This window comes from Streptomyces sp. NPDC111516, from assembly GCF_055635345.1.
In genome coordinates, this window is the sequence record NZ_JBVKBV010000011.1 from 83,800 (window position 1) to 99,184 (window position 15,385).

Below are 15,385 nucleotides of genomic sequence, written 5' to 3' on the forward strand. Positions count from 1 at the left end.
AGGACCCCTAACCAATGACCGTTCACTTGAAGCACATCGGATCATAGGGCTCCCAGTCACCCAGTGGAAGCCGACTCACATGGATTGACTCACTACTTGAGCGACTCTATCTTCAACGACGTCAAGTGAACGGTCACTTGCTGTCCGACCGACCGGAACATGCTCGCCGAGCAAAGGATCCTGATCATGAGCGACAGGACGCCGGAACGTAACCTCCCCTCACCCGGCAAGGGTGCGGTGACTCGTCGCCAGGCGCTGGCCTACGGCAGGAACGCCGCGATCGCCGCAGGACTGGCCGGCGCGTTCTCCATGGAGAGCGCCGTCATTGCGACGGCGGCACCTGACGTTGCGTCAGGTAGCCTTGCCGCACCAGCGCCCGGCGCCTCCCCGTACGTCAGCACGTCCGAAGTCGTCACCTCCTGGACCGGGAACACGTTCTCCGGTGCCACCGAGTGGGTGCAGGACTTCATCTTCAACATCGCCGTCGCCGCCGATGGCACGGTCTACACCGTCAGCTTCTGGGACGAGGCCGGCAACTACGCCGGTATCTACAAGGACGGCCACCTCACCGGGAATTGCAGAGGGGCCAATGGCGACGCGGTAGCGGTCAACGGCACCCATGCCTACCTCGCCGTCGGCAACGGCCTGACGCGCTTCACCCTGAACGGCACCGGCACGTCCTTGACGTTCAATGTAGGAAGCCCGCCGGCCGCAGCGGCCGCTTCGGCGACGCAGGTGGTGGCCACCGACCGGGTGTCCAACCAGGTGAAGGTCTTCGACGCGGCCACCGGATCGCTCCTGCGGAGTTGGAGCGTGAACAAGCCGGGCGCGGTCGCGATCGCCGCCGATGGTGGCATCTGGGTCGTCGAGAACATCACACGGGACACGAACGACGGACACTTCTGGCACGTCGATTCCGCGCGTCCGGCGCGGATCCTGCACTTCTCCGACACCGGGGCCGCGTTACCGGGAACCATCAGCGGGCCCGCGGGCGACTGGATCCCGACCTCGCTCGCGATCGACGTCCACGGAGACCTGCTGGTCGGCGACAACGGCCCGCTCCGCCAGGTGCACACGTACGGCAACCTGTCCGGGACGCCCGTGCTGGCGCGAAGCCTGGGCCTCGCCGGCGGTATCGGGGCGGGGACACCGGGACGCAACATCGCCGACAAGTTCTTCGGCATCACCGGTGTCGGCGGTGACTCGGCGGGCAACGTCTACATCGCCATGTGCGAGTTCGGGTCGTGGATCCGTAAATTCGACTCCCTGGGAAACCTGGTCTGGCAGCTCCAGGGGAGCGCCTTCGTCGACGCCGCCGACTTCGACCCGCAGTCCGACGGGCTGGACGTCTACACCAAGCAGTGCCATTACCGTCTCGACGTCACGAAGCCACCGGGGCGCGATGTGGCCTGGCGCGGCTACTCTCTCGATTCCGTCAAGTACCCCCAGGACGCTCGTCTGTTCCTGACCGGCCACCAGCACCACGCGGCGTCCCCGATGCTGCTGCGCAAGAACGGCTCCTTGTACATGTACGTCACCGGCATGTACTGCTCGCACCTGCTCATCTACCGCTTCGAGGGCGAGATCGCGAAGCCGTCCGGGGCGTTCTTCAAACAGCACTGGACCGGCGACGACCCCACGTGGCCCCCCTACCAACCGGCACAGGGCCAGTGGATATGGCGCGACCTGAGCGGGAACGGGGCGTTCGAAGCCGGCGAATACCTCCAGCCCGGCACCGGCCTCAACTCGCCGGGCAACTGCTGGGTCTGGTTCGTCGACACCAATGGCGACGTCTGGGAGGGCGGGGACCGCAACCTGCGCCGCTATCCCCTGCAGGGCTTCGACACCCAGGGCAACCCGGTGTACGACTACGCCAGCATGGTGACGATCCCCCTGCCCGCGCCGTTCACCACCGTCCGCCGCCTCCACTACGACGTTGACGGCGACGTCATGTATATGTCCGGCTACACGCCCACCGCTCCGTTCGACAACGCCTACTGGAAGGAGTGCGGCAAGGTCCTGGCGCGCTACGACGGTTGGAGCACCGGCAACCGTACGGCGACCTGGACCATGCTCCTCCCCTGGGACACCACGGCGACGCCCGCCGTGACGACGGTGAGCCTCGCCTTTGCGGGTGACTACATCTTCACGGTCGGTGTCCAGACCCGCGGCCAGGTCTGGGTCTGGAGGGCCAGTGACGGAAGCGCCGTCGGCAACTGGCTCCCCGGCAGCAACGTCGGCGGGGTCAATCGGACCGGGTGGGTCGACATCCCCTACGGCATCTCCGCAGTCCGGCGCTCCACCGGGGAGTACCTGGTCAACGTCGAGGACGATCTCTTCAACAAGGTGCTGCTCTACCGTTGGGTCCCCTGAGCGTCATCCCGATGGCCGGGCCCGGCGCTCCTCGTCCACGGCGTCTGCGCCGCCCTGGACGAGGGCGGGGCGTTCGTCCGGCTCGCCGACCGCCTGAGCACGCACGGACCGACCGCCGTCCGATCCGGCTTCCCCGGACACGGCAGGCGCTGTCCGCGGATGACGGCGCGGCACACACCACCGACACACGTCGCAAGGTTCCGCCGGCCCGCCTGCGCACCGCGCACCTGACACCCCCGGCCGGGGAGGGCGGGCATGCGGCGCACGGCTGCCGGAGGGTCTCGCCGATGCGACCGGGCCGACCGGTGCCTGCTCGACTGGCTTCATAGCCGTGGCGGCCCGGCGGGGCTCGGTGGTGACACAGTTCGGCAAGCATGACGCCGAGCATCTCTTCAACGTACGGGAAAAGCTGGAAGGTCTGGCAGCGGGCCTGGCGGCACGCCATGCCACGCCGGACCAGTTGCGCACGATGGAGCGCCTTCTGGTACGCAGCCGCAAGGCGTCCGACGCGGGCCGGCTGCGCCAAGCGGTCACCCTCAACGCGGACTTCCACCAGCAGATCGTCGACGCCTCGGGGAACCCCTGCTCCAGGATCTGATGACGCCTCTCGACTCCCGGCTGCGGCGTCTGTTCCGGCTCACCTCCGCTCTCAGCGACGGCGACCCGATGTGCGGCAAGCACGAGCGCCTGTACGAGGCGATCCGCGACCCCCTTCCCTGTTGGATCGGCGTGTTGAAGCGGATTCGAGGAGCGGGGATGCGTGCCGGGTCTGCGTACGTTCTGGGTGCCCGAGGACCGTCGGGCGGTGAGGGATCGGGTGCCTGTCCTGGCCGGATGGGAGCGCGCTGGGCGCGTGGTGTGGTGTTCGAGGGCGGCGTGCGGGTCGGCCCCGACGGGGGTGTGGTCGATGTGTACGGTCGCGGCGGTCATCCGGGGCACGGCATGGATCAGGGCGTGCTCGGCGGCGACGGCGATGCGATGGGCTTCAACGACGGTCAAATGCGGGTCGACGACGACCTCGGCCTCGGCGCGCAGTGCGTGGCCGATCCACCGCATCCGCACCTGGCCTGTATCGAGTACGCCGTCGACACCGCGCAGGCCGGTCCGGGCGGCGTCGACAAGCCTGGGGTCGACGGAGTCCATCAGACGCCGGCACACCTCACGGGCGGCGTCCTTGAGGACCAACAGGATCGCGAGAGCGATGAGCAGGCCCACGATCGGGTCGGCGGCGCGCCAGCCAAGTGCGGCGCCGCCCGCGCCCAGCAGGACGGCCAGCGAGGTGAAACCGTCGGTCCGGGCATGCAGGCCGTCGGCGACCAAGGCCGCGGAACCGATACGACGCCCGGTGCGGATGCGGTAGCGGGCCACCCACTCGTTGCCGATGAAGCCGATGAGCGCGGCACCGGAGACGGCCCACAGGTGGGTGACGTCGCGGGGGTTGAGCAAGCGGTCGACGGCCGCGTAGGCGGCCAGGGCCGCGGACGCCGCGATGGTCGCGACGATGAAGATGCCGGCCAGATCCTCCGCCCGGCCGTAGCCGTAGGTGTAGCGGCGGTTCGCTGCCCGTCGGCCGAGGAGGAACGCGATGCCCAGCGGGACGGCGGTCAGCCCATCGGCAGCATTGTGAATGGTGTCACCGAGCAGGGCCACCGACCCCGACAGGGCGACAATCACGCCCTGGACGACGGTGGTGACGCCCAGGACGACGAGCGAGATCCATAGCGTGCGCATGCCTTCGCGGGATGTCTCCATCTCCGCATCGACCTTGTCGGCGGCCTCGTGGCTGTGCGGCGTGACCAGGTGCGCGAGCTGATGCCTCAGACGCGCCACACGGGTGACACCATGATCATGCTGGTGTCCGACGTCGCCGTGATCGTGTCCGTGATCGCGGTGGTCGTGTGGATGAGTGTGCTGGTTCTCCTCCATACGGCTCACCGTGACACACGAATTCGATTGCAGCTACAGCCGTCATACGCGCTGTGACCAGGTGCGATCCCCTCGCAACAGCGGTCATCAAGGTCACGGCAGGACCAATTTTCGCCGCAGCCTGATCGGCATCAGCACCTCTGCCTGAATTCAAAGGCTCAGCGCGATGGCGGCGCTGGTGCCGCCGACACTCAGGGCGAAGGCGGCTGCTGGCCAGCCGCCCTTCCCTCAGCGAAAAGGTCCGTCGAGGGCGAGTCGGCCGGGACCGATGGCAGCGATGGCCAGCGCCACGACCGCGATACACACGTTGAGCTCGACGCCGCCTGGTGTATTCCACAGGCCATGTGGCGCGGCGACGGTTCGCCATGGCATTGATCATCACGCCGATCAGGGCAGCCGATGCCAGTGGGGTGAACAGTTCCAGGGCCAGGCCGAGGCCCCCGAGGAACTCGGAGCCGCCGCCGATGGCGGCACAAACCACTCCGGGGTGGTAGCCGAGACCGGCGAATCCCTCGCCCGTTGCGGCGAGACCGTCACCACCAAATATTCCGAAGAGTTTTTGGCATCCGTGCCCCGCCATGAGGAGACCGAAGACTGTGCCGGTACACGGGCCGTCGGCTTGGGTGGGGCACGCAGTTTCTCATTGACGAACTTCATGGGGCCCCTCTCTGCTCCGATACCCCGGGACCGTGCCGATTGACCGCCCCGGGACACGGCAAGGTCGGCCGCACGGCGGCGCCTGTGCGCGCACGCCAGGCACTGAGTACCGCTGCGCTGCGGGAGGCTGCCGGACCACATCAAGCAAGGCTCCTGGTGGGCTGGGTACAAGGTCCACATCAGCGAGACCTGCGACGACACAGCCGACGACCAGGAGGGGGTCGCTGATCGCGGGACGTGTCCAGCAGGCAAAGAGGCGCCGCCGCGGATCATCACCAACATCGCGACTACAGACGCCACGGTGACCGACGCGGAGATGACCGAGCCGATCCACCACATGCTCGCCACCCGCGACCTGCTGCCCGCCGAGCACTGCCTCGACTCCGGCTACCCCTCCGCGGAGCTGATCGTGGGGATGAAGAAGAACTTCGGCGTTGCCCTGATCACGCCGGTCCTGCTCAACAGCTCACCGCAGGCCCGCGCCGGCACAGGGTTCGACCGCACCGCGTTCACCATCGACTGGGACAACAGCCAGGCCACCTGTCCGCGGGGGAAGACCAGCACCTGGTGGAGCCCAGCCAGCCAGCGCGGCACCAAGGCCATCGTGGTCAAGTTCGACAAGGAGACCTGTCGCCCCTGCCCAGTCCGCGACCTGTGCACCCGCTCCAAACCGGGGGCCGGACCCTGTCCCTGCAACCCCGTGAGCTGCAAGAAGCCCTCGACCACGCCCGGGTCCAGCAGGCAGACGAGCAGTGGTGAGCCAAGTACGCCACTCGAGCCGGCATCGAGGGAACCATCCACCAGGCCGTCGCGGTCACCGGCATCAGACGCGCCCGCTACCGAGGCCTACACAGGACCCACCTCGAACACGTCTTCTCTGCCGTCGCACTCAACCTCATCCGCCTCGACGCCTGGTGGAACGGCCATCCCCTCGACCGCACCCGAACCAGCCACCTCACCCAGCTCGACCTCGACCTCGCTACGTGATCCCGAATAAGCCAGCAGGATCGGTGACAGGTTCTTACCGGCACCCCGACCTCGGGCCTTCGGCTCAACCGCAGTAGCACACTAGCCCGCCGAGAGCCCCCAACCCGAAGCGCGGCATGTCCTGTGTCCGGTGGCGGGGCTGGTGATCAACGACTGCGGTGCCGGATTCTGCGATGACCGTGCACAGCCCGTCTGAGCAGCCAGAACGGGGGCGGGGGTGCGGCAGACGGGTGTTCGGGGTGGTGGCGTGGGACTGCTGCGTGGGTCGTGTCAATGAATGACACGCCGTCATCGGAGTGAGCGGGCTCCAGCAAGTCGCCTGGACAGGCTAACGATATCTCAAGTCCCCTGAATTCAGGACTAGTTCACTTTTCCTCCGATAATATGAAAATAGCATATGGCGTACATTGTGTACCTCGATCGGCGCTCCGGAACCGGCACCCAATACGCCCGATATGACAGGTATGGGGACCGTCAGTACGTTCAAACACGGGTCGGCTGCTCAGCCGCCCCCTCTGAGACAGGAGAAGTGACATGGCTACCCGTTCCACCGTTGTTACCGCCGCTGTCGCGGCCGCTGCGGCCCTGGCCGCCACCGGCATCACCTACGCGTCGGCCGCCACCTCCGAGCCGGCCCACGCCGCCCCCGTCGTCCAGCAGGCCGCCCCCGCCGCCCCCGCCGTCCAGCAGGCCCCCGCCCCCGTCACGGCCCTCGGCGGCGACGCCGGCAAGGGCAACAACGAGGGCAACGAAGGCAGGGGCAACGAAGGCAGGGGCAACGAAGGCAGGGGCAACGAGGAGGGTCGTGGCCAGGAGGAGGGTCGTGGCGGCGAAGAGGGTCGCGGCGGCGAAGAGGGTCGTGGCCGCGAAGAGGGCCGCCGCCACGAAGAGGGCCGCATCCACATCAACGAGCGGACCTACACCGCCGAGCGCGGTGGCTGCATCACCGTCGTCAGCGGCCTCGGCTCCAAGAGCCTCAACATCCGCAACGACAGCCGCCGGACCATCGAGGTCTTCCGCGGCGCCACCTGCGACAACGGCGCCCCCATCGCCACCGTCGGGCCCCACAGCTCCAGCGACGGCGTCTTCCCCGGCCACGTCCGGGGCGGCGTGTGGGTCAAGGACGGCGTCGTGGGCAGCTTCCGCGTGATCGACCACCGCTTCGGCGGCCGCGACGGCGGTGACCGAGACTAGTGATCGAGTCACTCGGTTGATGTGGAACCCCGGCCCGCCGGAATCGGGCCGGGGTTCCACCCAGAACACCCCACACTCCATACACGGCCCGCGGGTTCGGCAAACCCGGCCATCCGGCCGGCACAACGTGGCACCGGCGCGGCAGACGCCATCCACGACCCGGCCGCCCAGAAGGCCGCGCCGCTCCCCCCTCCCCCCCTTCCATGCCTGCGCCTCGGCGACCAACACCTGGATGACCGAGATGCGATGGTGATGACGGGATGGTGGTCGGCCGTCTCGAACAGGCGGCTTCCGCGGTTGCTCCGCATGTCGGCTTCGCCCGGGCAGAGACGGGCGATGTCGACGGCGCGTTCGGCGTAAGTGACCGGCCCCCGGATCCGAGGGCCGGTTCCGCCTGTCGGTGTCTTGCTCACCGTTCGACGGTGCGCCGGTGAGTCACATCGATTCAGGCGCAGAACGCGTTGGCGGTGTCCGCGATGTTCCACACCCGCGAGGTCCTTCTGCTTGCCCGTCAGGCCGCCGGAGTTCACCTGGTCGGTGACGGTGGAACCCGGGTTGCGCGCACGGTCGTCGAACACAACGCGCCCCGCGCCCCGCGGCGGGCGAGCGGGTCCGCGGGCCGAGCCGTTCTCAGTGACGCTTCACGAGCCCGTGACACCGTCTGTACGCTCCCGCAACAGGTCGGCGTGGCCGCTGTGGCGGGCGTACTCCGCGATCATGTGGACGTGGACCATGCGTAGCGAGTACACCTCGCCGGCATGGGTGAAGGTGTCGTCCATCGAGGCATCCGCGACGATCTCGTCCGCCAGCCGACATTCTTCGACCAGGCGCGCGTAGTCCTCGGCCGCCCGGGACGGGTCCACGTCCTCGAAGTCCGCGTCCTTGCCCTTCTCGGGGTCGTACATCGGGTCGAGCATCTGACCGGCGAACCGCTGCCGGAACCAGACGCGTTCGACCTTGGCCATATGGCGGATCAGTCCGAGGAGTGTGAGGTTCGACGGCGAAACCGTCTGCTCGGCGAGTTGCTTCCCGGTCAGGCCGGCGCACTTGTGCAACAGGCTGCCGCGGAACCAGGCGAGGTAGCCGGTGAGCATCTCGCGCTCACCGGCCACGAGCGAACCGGGCCTGCGCTCAATATCGGGTGCTGTCCATGTCATCCCTCGATCTTGCCCCGTGCCCGCCTGGCAGGGACAGGGTTTTTCGCTCGGACAACCAGCCTCTCGTCGGTGATTGATCGCAGGTCGTCCGCATTCGCGACGTCGCCCCACGCTGGGCCGGGGCCGAGGTGCGGCCACCCGCGCCGGGCGCGCGAACGGGCGCCCCCGCGCCGGCGTGACCAGCGCGCGCCCGCTTTCAGGCACTTCCTGCAGCCGCGAAACGCCCGGCCGTTCGGTCTTCGCCTGCGGGTTCGAGGAGGTTCTCGCGCAGAGCAGCCAGCAATTCCTCGTCGACACCCAGGAGTTCGGCCGCGTACGCGCGGACGGAGCCGTGGGTCGCGGTGAGATCCGCCAGAAAGAGTCGCATGATGTCCGCGGGCGCCCGGCCGTACCCGGGCCAGACCGGTTCCTGACCGGCGTGGTCCGCCCGCCAGTCGGCCAGGAGCCGTTCACTGGCGAGTTCAGTGAGGGTGAAGTCGGCCACGATGTCGTCCTCGGCCACACCGAGCAGGGACAGGACGAGTGCAGCGAGCAGCCCGGTGCGGTCCTTGCCCGATGCGCAGTGGAAGACGGCGGGCCCGCTGTCCTCGGCCGCGAGCACGTCCAGGGCGCGGCGGAGTTCGGCGACTCCGTCGTGTGCCACCTCCGCGTAGCGGTCGGCCAGGAAGCGTCCGGTCTCCACGTCCGGGCCGAGTGCCGCCTGGTCGTAGGGCCGGTGCTCGATGCTGAGGTGGTGGTAACGCAGTCCCGGGGCGTCGGGCACTCGGCCCTTGGCCGCGATCTCCCAGTCGTAGCGCAGGTCGATGACCGTACGGACACCGAGGGTCAGGAAGCGGTCCCAGTCCTCTCCGCGGAGCTTGCCCAGAGAGTCGGATCGGTAGAGCCGCCCCCAGCGGACCGGGCGGCCGTCTTCACCTCGATATCCGCCCACATCACGGAAGTTGTGCAGTCGATCGAACACTATGTGTCTGCTCATGGTGCAGAACCTTAAGACAGCACCGACTCGCAGCCGGCCCGGCGCCCTGCCGGTGCCCGGCTGCGCCCGCCCGCGCCGCTCGCCGCGCCGGGCCGGCCACGAGTCGGCACCTTCGGCGGGACTGAGCCGAGAATGCAGGCGTGTCTACTCCTGCTCTCCCCGCCGGGCGCGATCCACGGGACGCATGGTCCCTGCTGCTTCTGTCGGCTGCTTCCGGTGCGGCCGACGCGTTCGCCTTCATCTGTGTCGGTCAGGTCTTCGCCGGGGTGATGACCGGGAATCTGGTGCTGCTGGGCGCTTCCGCAGCCGGTGTCGGGGAGCACGCGGTGGCCCTGCGTGTGATCACCGCGCTCGTTTCGTACGGCGCCGGTGTCGTATGCGGTGCGCTGATGAGCGAACGGTTGCGGTGGCCGCTGCCGGTGATGCTGCTGATCGAGGTGGTGCTGCTCGCGGCGGCGGCTGCGCTGTGGGCGCTGGATCTGATCACCTCGGACGGGGACCGGCTGGGGCTGCTGGTGCTCATTTCCGCGGCCATGGGGATCCAGGGCCGCGTCCTCGCCACGCCCACCAACTACTTCACCGGCACTCTGACGTCTCTCGTCGGCCGCGCGACGCTCCGATCGTGGAACCAGGGGGACGTCTGGGTGGCCGGCCGGCTGATCGCGGTCGTGGCAGGCGCGTCCGTGACCGCGCTGGCGGTACGGCTCTGGCCGGGCGTCGCTGCCATGGTGGCCGTGGTTCCGGCGGTCGGTGCGCTGCTGGCCGAGACTGTGCCCAGGCGTCTGCACCAGGGCTGACCGCATCCGACCCGGGAATCCTTGACCGGTACGGACCACAGGGCGCAGGCGCCGCGACGCGCAGAGGCTCCCGGACAGGAACCGCCGCCGCACAGAGAGCAACGGGAAGCCCCGGCCGGATCGGGGGAATCCAGCCGGGGCGGCCTGAGTGTGGGCGCGGTGCGCGACATCCACACATAGGTGAACAATAAACCATTGCGTCCCATTCCCTGCAGCCGCACCCCGCACTGTGACTCACGGCACGGAATGCGGTCTTCCAGCGGTTCGGACCAGCGTCCGGACCGAGGCCGCCCGACCCTCGTAGCGGCGACTGGGCTCAGCGTTCCTCGCGAAAGAGGACGTGCCGCCCCGCGACGGCGTCGAACTTGCGCAGGACCAGCCGGTCGGGGTCGTTCCGACGACTCTTGCGCGTCACATAGCTCTGCCCCGTTCCGGCCGTCGACCGGAGCGTCACGACGGGGCGGGTCTCACTGCGGGCCATGGATGCCTCCAGACTCCTTCTCCGACCCCATACCCCTTATAGGAATGGGTATCGTTTTCGTTCTGGATCTGTAACGCGAGGGAGGCCCGCCACATTCCCGCCCGCCCGGTACGGCGCGCGCGGGCGCGTAGCCGTTCGCACACGCCGGGTGACTTGCGTCAACGTCCGTCGATGGCAAGGCCGTTCGACGGGCGAGTGCCCTCCGCAGCCTGTGGCATATGCCAGAAGCAATAACGTATCGAGTGTTGCCAAATCCCTTACGGCCCCCCGCAGCCTGTGCAACAGTCGTCTACGGCCCACCTTTCAGACCTGGTCGTGCCGCGCCTGTATCGGAGTACGAGATGCCGTCCCATCTGTCTGCGGACCGCCCCGCCCCTCAGCCACCCGAACGCGATGCCGTCGATGCCCTGATCAACCGGACTCGTCGGCTGCGTGGCGATGTGGATGCCGTGCGGCAGGACGCGGTCCGGCGGGACGCGGTGCTGATCGACGAGGAAGACCCGCAGATGCGCTGGCAGCGCGCGCTCTACGAGCTGGCGGTCCATCACCTCGACGATCTCGGCGCACAGCTGGGACAGCTCAAGGAGGGCATTCCGTCGGAGGCGTCGGATGAGCCCATGGGGAGTTCGGCGCGGGACTTCTCGGACATGGCCTTCGACCAGCCGGAGTCCGGTTCACTCATCGGCAGGGTGGGCAGCGCGGAGTGGAATCTACTGACCGACGAAGTCACCTGGTCCGAGGAGCTGTTCCAGATCTTCGGCAGGTCACGCGATGCGGGTCCTCTCTCGTTGGACGAGCTTCCGTCCGTGCTCCTGCCTGAGGACCAGCCCCTGCTCACCTCTCTGGTTACGGGCTGTCTGGTCGACGGCAAGCCGATCGACGGCGAATTTCGCATCCTGCGGGCCGACGGCCGGATGCGTACGCTCCACATGATGGGCGAACCCCTCCTCGACACCGACGGGTGCACCGCCTCCATGTGGGCGGTCCTGCGCGATGTCAGCGAGCTGCGGCGTAGCGAGCAAGCGGTGCGCCGGAGCCGTGATTCGCTACGGCGCCGGCAGTACATGGCACGGACCGAGCACCGGATGGCGGTCGAGCTCCAGGAGGCCGTGCTCCCCCCGTGGCGGGGCTCGCTGCAGCTGCCATCGAAGGGAGCGGGCGCGCTGGACATCGCGGCCCACTGTCTTCCGTCGGAGTCGCGTTCCCTGATCGGCGGTGACTGGTACGACGCGCTGGAACTGCCGGACGGCAGGACCGTGCTCACGGTCGGCGATCTGACCGGCCACGGCCTCCAGGCCGGCTCGGCCATGGCAATGCTCCTGGGCGCGCTGCGCGGGATGGCGGTGGCCGGCATCGAGCCCGCGGCCCTGATGGGGCACCTCAATCAGCTACTGGAATCCTCCGCCCAGCCGGCCCTCGGCAGCGCGGTGTGCTGTCGATTCGATCCTTCGACCGGCATCCTCGCCTGGGCACAGGCGGGGCACCCCGCACCGCTGCTGTTCCGCGACGGCGAAGGGCGCCCGCTGCTGCCACCGGACGGGGTCCTGCTCGGCGCGGCCTCCAGGGCCGCGTACGAGCAGGACGAAGTGCACCTGCTGGCCGGTGATGTGCTGGTGCTGCACACCGACGGACTGAACCGTCACAGCGACCGGGGTGCGGGCCCGGACGCCCTGCTCGCTCTCGCACCGCGCTTCGCGCAGGCCCGTACGGCACAGGAGTGCGTACGGACGGTCGTCACGGAGTTCGGCGGTACCGAGCGCCTGAACGACGCGTGCGTGCTGATCGCCCGCATCGGGGCGTAGAGCACAGCGAACACGCGTGCGGCACGCGGTACACAAGAGAACGAGCCGCCTACAGATGCGGCGCTCCGACAACCGGTGCTCCGACAGCGGTCGGTGGCAGGGCAGTTGTTGACCGGCGCCCCGTCTTTGCGGCGCCCTCATGTCAGATCTCGGACGAGCGCCTGCGCTGTTTGATGATGGAGCTCTGCGGCAGGGAGAGCTTGATCTCCTCGCGCAGGTCCTCGATCTTCGCATAGCCCGCATACTGTCCCGTCAGCCGGTACATCTCGCGCAATCGGTCCCAGGTACGGTGTGAGGAGGTCTCCCCCATCGACACCAGGGCGAGCCGTGCATAGCGGTCGGCCTGCTCGGGATCGTCGGCGATGAAGCACGCCGAGGCGAGCGAGATGTAGTCGAAGATCTTGGATCGCTGGCGTCCGTTGGCCCGCAGCTCCAGAGCCTGCCTGGCATGACGTTGAGCCACGCTCGCCGCTGACGGGTCGTGTTCGGCGAGCGTACGGAACGCCAGGGCCTGCATGCCGTGCATATCCGCCTCGTCGAACATCTGCATCCAGCTGGGGGGCGGCACATCTCTCTTGTCCGAGACGAAGAGTTCCTCGGCCTTGCCGAGCGTGCGCCGCATCGCCTGGCCGCGGCCCATGGACGCCTGTGCCCAGGCCTCGATGGTGTGCAGCATCGCCTGGGTGCGCGGCAGAACCATGTCCCCGGAACCCGACTTGGCAAGCTTCATCAGGTCCAGGGCGTCGTCGGGACGGCCCAGGTGGACCATCTGACGGGCCGCCCTGGAGAGCGCCTCGCCCGCGCGCGGACGGTCGCCGCCCTCGCGCGCCGCGTGCGCCGCGATGACGAAGTACTTCTGGGCGGTGGGTTCGAGGCCGATGTCGTGGGACATCCATCCCGCGAGGACCGCGAGGTTGGCGGCGACGCCCCAGAGGCGACGCTGCAGATGCTCGGGGTGACGGTAGGCGAGCATGCCGCCCACCTCGTTGAGTTGGCCCACCACGGCCTTGCGCTGCAGGCCGCCGCCCCGGGAGGCATCCCAGGCGCGGAACACCTCGACAGAGCGTTCGAGCGCCTCGATCTCCTCCGAGCCGACGGGCGCGGCCTCGTACCGGTCGAAACCGGCCGGGTCGGCGTGCAACGGGTCGTCGGTCCTTGGAGCATCGGCCGCCAGCACAGGGTCGCTGTGCAGCCAGTCGTGCATGGGGCCGGTGATGGTCGATCCTGCGGCGAGCGCGGCGCCCGCGCTCACCAAGCCGCGTCGGTTGAGCATGAGGTCCATTCCCGTGAATTCGGTGAGGACCGCTGCCGTCCGTTCGGGCGCCCACGGCAGTCTGTCGGGATTGTGCTGCGTCCCGACCTCTCGCCGTTTCCTCACACGCCCGCGCCGGCCGAACCCGAGGTCCTCGATGGTCACGACACGACCGAGCCGCTCGGTGAACAGGGCTGCCAGCACTTTGGGCACGGGATCGCGGGGGGACTCCCCCATGTCGATCCAACGCCTCACCCGCGAGGTGTCGGTGGCCAGCTGCGGGTGGCCCATGGCCGCCGCCTGCCGGTTCACCATTCTCGCGAGTTCGCCCTTGGACCAGCCGGCGAGGCCGAACAGGTCGGACAGGCGGGTGTTGGGTTCTCCGGTCACTTCAAGCCCCCAGGTTCTCGGCTGTGTTGACAGTAACCCCCTGTCAGGTGCCTTGCGAGTATTCGCCATGGTTCGCCAGGGTCCGCCAGATGGTCTGCCACCCGCGCGCCGGTGTCGGGTAGGAAAGCGCCACCCCGCCCGGCAGCCCTAGGTACTCCCCAGGGTGCCGAACGGCCGCCGGCCGGGGCGGTGCTCGCAACCTGTCGGCGCACGAAGGGATCTGTCTCGCCCATGTACACAGCATCGTCCTCCGTGACCGCTCCGCCCCGGCCGCTTCGTCCCCTGGGGGCGGGCGGCGGGCCGTACCTCGCTCCGCACGCCGCTCCCCCGGCAGTCGGCACGGTCCGGCCGCGGCGGCCGGCGGGGCTGGGCGGTCCGCCGCTAAGCGGGCGGCTGGACCTCTCCGGGCCGCAGGGTGCTCAGCTGCGGATGGCAATCGTCTCGGTCCAACGGATCTGCCCGGAGTTCAACCCGGTACAGGTGCTGCGCCGCAGCGGCCGTTCGGTGCTCCTCGTCGGCTCCACCGGACGTGCGACCGCGGTCGCCAAGTGTTTACTGGACCACTCGTCCGCGTGGTCGGAGCGGTTCCGTCACGAAATAGCTGCATATCGTGCGTTCGTCCGGCACCGCCCGCCGGTGCGGGTGCCTCGGCTCATCGCGGCCGACCCGGAGAACTGCACGCTGGTGATCGAGCGGATGCCCGGCCGGGTAGCGGCGCTGACCCGGCATCCGTCGGAGGCCCCGCCCCGGGCCGACGTGCGGGCCGCACTGGGCGCGATCAGCCGGGTCAATGCCTGGCGGCCGGTGCCGGGGCTCTTCGACGCGCCGCTCGACTACGCCTCGCGGATCGCCCGGTACCACGAGCTGGGCCTGTTCACCGACCGCGATCTGGGCGATCTGCAGAAGCTGCTGCACGGTCTGGCGCACGCGGGCGGCCGTCAGGGCATGGGGCAGTTCTGTCACGGTGACGCACTGCTCTCCAACATCCTGCTGTCGCCCACGGGTCCGGTCCTGGTGGACTGGGAGCACGCGGGCTGGTATCTGCCGGGCTACGACCTGGCGACGCTGTGGGCGGTCCTGGGCGACGCTCCGGCGGCGCGGCGTCAGATCAGCCAGCTGGCCCAGGCCAAGGGGCCCGCACAGCGGGATGCGTTCCTGGTGAACCTGATGCTGGTGCTGACGCGGGAGATCCGTACGTACGAGACGGCCGTCCAGCGGGCCCTGCGGGAGCCGGTGCCCGCGGGCACCGGTCAGGACCGGCCGGGAGTGCTCTCGTCGAGTGAGGAGCAGCGGCTGCTGCTGCGTCGGCTGCACGACGACTGCGCGATGGCCCGCCGGGCCGTACGTGCCGCGGTCGGCACTCGCTGACCCCGCTGGGGGGCGCGTGCTGCGG

General features: G+C 68.9%; 10 protein-coding genes and 3 pseudogenes. 7 read left to right on the forward strand and 6 right to left on the reverse strand.

The genetic code is table 11. The annotated features are described in order from the left end of the window. Window positions 1–186 precede the first annotated feature (186 nt). Entirely contained in the window at window positions 187–2,373 is a 2,187-nt protein-coding gene (locus ACZ7L9_RS21620) for an NHL repeat-containing protein (protein WP_471417099.1), read from the forward strand. An 837-nt stretch (window positions 2,374–3,210) separates the two neighbouring features. Here ACZ7L9_RS21620 and ACZ7L9_RS21625 read toward each other — a convergent pair. Continuing rightward, window positions 3,211–4,299, reverse strand: a pseudogene (locus tag ACZ7L9_RS21625) (cation diffusion facilitator family transporter); the annotation flags it as partial. Window positions 4,300–4,449: 150 nt separating this feature from the next. Then, window positions 4,450–4,879, reverse strand: a pseudogene (locus tag ACZ7L9_RS21630) (DoxX family membrane protein). Window positions 4,880–5,371: 492 nt separating this feature from the next. Between ACZ7L9_RS21630 and ACZ7L9_RS21635 the strand changes: the two are divergent. The 3 genes and pseudogenes from ACZ7L9_RS21635 to ACZ7L9_RS21645 form a co-directional block, all read left to right on the forward strand. Continuing rightward, window positions 5,372–5,569: pseudogene (locus tag ACZ7L9_RS21635) on the forward strand (IS1182 family transposase); the annotation flags it as partial. A gap of 209 nt (window positions 5,570–5,778) precedes the next feature. Continuing rightward, entirely contained in the window at window positions 5,779–5,943 is a 165-nt protein-coding gene (locus ACZ7L9_RS21640; RefSeq protein WP_471417315.1) for a hypothetical protein, read from the forward strand. A 534-nt stretch (window positions 5,944–6,477) separates the two neighbouring features. Then, the gene (locus ACZ7L9_RS21645) at window positions 6,478–7,137 is read left to right on the forward strand and encodes a hypothetical protein (RefSeq protein WP_471417101.1); all 660 of its coding nucleotides are present in this window, start codon (window positions 6,478–6,480) and stop codon (window positions 7,135–7,137) included. A 641-nt stretch (window positions 7,138–7,778) separates the two neighbouring features. On the opposite strand, the gene ACZ7L9_RS21650 is transcribed toward ACZ7L9_RS21645, so the two are convergent. Together ACZ7L9_RS21650 and ACZ7L9_RS21655 are read right to left on the reverse strand one after the other, a co-directional pair. Then, the gene (locus ACZ7L9_RS21650) at window positions 7,779–8,294 is read right to left on the reverse strand and encodes a DinB family protein (protein WP_471417103.1); all 516 of its coding nucleotides are present in this window, start codon (window positions 8,292–8,294) and stop codon (window positions 7,779–7,781) included. Between the two features lie 196 nt (window positions 8,295–8,490). Continuing rightward, window positions 8,491–9,270: a tyrosine-protein phosphatase gene (locus tag ACZ7L9_RS21655; protein ID WP_471417105.1), complete on the reverse strand. Its 780-nt coding sequence runs from the start codon at window positions 9,268–9,270 to the stop codon at window positions 8,491–8,493. 140 nt (window positions 9,271–9,410) lie between these two features. Here ACZ7L9_RS21655 and ACZ7L9_RS21660 point away from each other — a divergent pair, with 140 nt between their 5' ends. Continuing rightward, the gene (locus ACZ7L9_RS21660) at window positions 9,411–10,067 is read left to right on the forward strand and encodes a YoaK family protein (RefSeq protein ID WP_471417107.1); all 657 of its coding nucleotides are present in this window, start codon (window positions 9,411–9,413) and stop codon (window positions 10,065–10,067) included. 316 nt (window positions 10,068–10,383) lie between these two features. Here ACZ7L9_RS21660 and rpmG read toward each other — a convergent pair whose 3' ends face one another. Further along, window positions 10,384–10,548, reverse strand: a complete 165-nt coding sequence (rpmG, locus tag ACZ7L9_RS21665) for a 50S ribosomal protein L33 (protein ID WP_389794836.1) — start codon at window positions 10,546–10,548, stop codon at window positions 10,384–10,386. A gap of 341 nt (window positions 10,549–10,889) precedes the next feature. On the opposite strand from rpmG, the gene ACZ7L9_RS21670 reads away from it, so the two are divergent. Continuing rightward, window positions 10,890–12,350, forward strand: a complete 1,461-nt coding sequence (locus ACZ7L9_RS21670; protein WP_471417109.1) for a PP2C family protein-serine/threonine phosphatase — start codon at window positions 10,890–10,892, stop codon at window positions 12,348–12,350. 142 nt (window positions 12,351–12,492) lie between these two features. Here ACZ7L9_RS21670 and ACZ7L9_RS21675 read toward each other — a convergent pair whose 3' ends face one another. Beyond that, window positions 12,493–13,992, reverse strand: a complete 1,500-nt coding sequence (locus ACZ7L9_RS21675; RefSeq protein WP_471417111.1) for a DNA-binding protein NsdB — start codon at window positions 13,990–13,992, stop codon at window positions 12,493–12,495. 231 nt (window positions 13,993–14,223) lie between these two features. Here ACZ7L9_RS21675 and ACZ7L9_RS21680 point away from each other — a divergent pair, with 231 nt between their 5' ends. Continuing rightward, the gene (locus tag ACZ7L9_RS21680; protein WP_471417113.1) at window positions 14,224–15,360 is read left to right on the forward strand and encodes a phosphotransferase; all 1,137 of its coding nucleotides are present in this window, start codon (window positions 14,224–14,226) and stop codon (window positions 15,358–15,360) included. The last annotated feature ends 25 nt before the right edge of the window (window positions 15,361–15,385 follow it).

Bases quoted from the DNA above. Each gene is read 5' to 3' on its own strand.
- ACZ7L9_RS21620 (WP_471417099.1), top strand. From the start codon at position 187: ATGAGCGACAGGACGCCGGAACGTAACCTCCCCTCACCCGGCAAGGGT.
- ACZ7L9_RS21645 (WP_471417101.1), top strand. From the start codon at position 6,478: ATGGCTACCCGTTCCACCGTTGTTACCGCCGCTGTCGCGGCCGCTGCG.
- ACZ7L9_RS21650 (WP_471417103.1), bottom strand. From the start codon at position 8,294: ATGACATGGACAGCACCCGATATTGAGCGCAGGCCCGGTTCGCTCGTG.
- ACZ7L9_RS21655 (WP_471417105.1), bottom strand. From the start codon at position 9,270: ATGAGCAGACACATAGTGTTCGATCGACTGCACAACTTCCGTGATGTG.
- rpmG (WP_389794836.1), bottom strand. From the start codon at position 10,548: ATGGCCCGCAGTGAGACCCGCCCCGTCGTGACGCTCCGGTCGACGGCC.
- ACZ7L9_RS21670 (WP_471417109.1), top strand. From the start codon at position 10,890: ATGCCGTCCCATCTGTCTGCGGACCGCCCCGCCCCTCAGCCACCCGAA.
- ACZ7L9_RS21680 (WP_471417113.1), top strand. From the start codon at position 14,224: ATGTACACAGCATCGTCCTCCGTGACCGCTCCGCCCCGGCCGCTTCGT.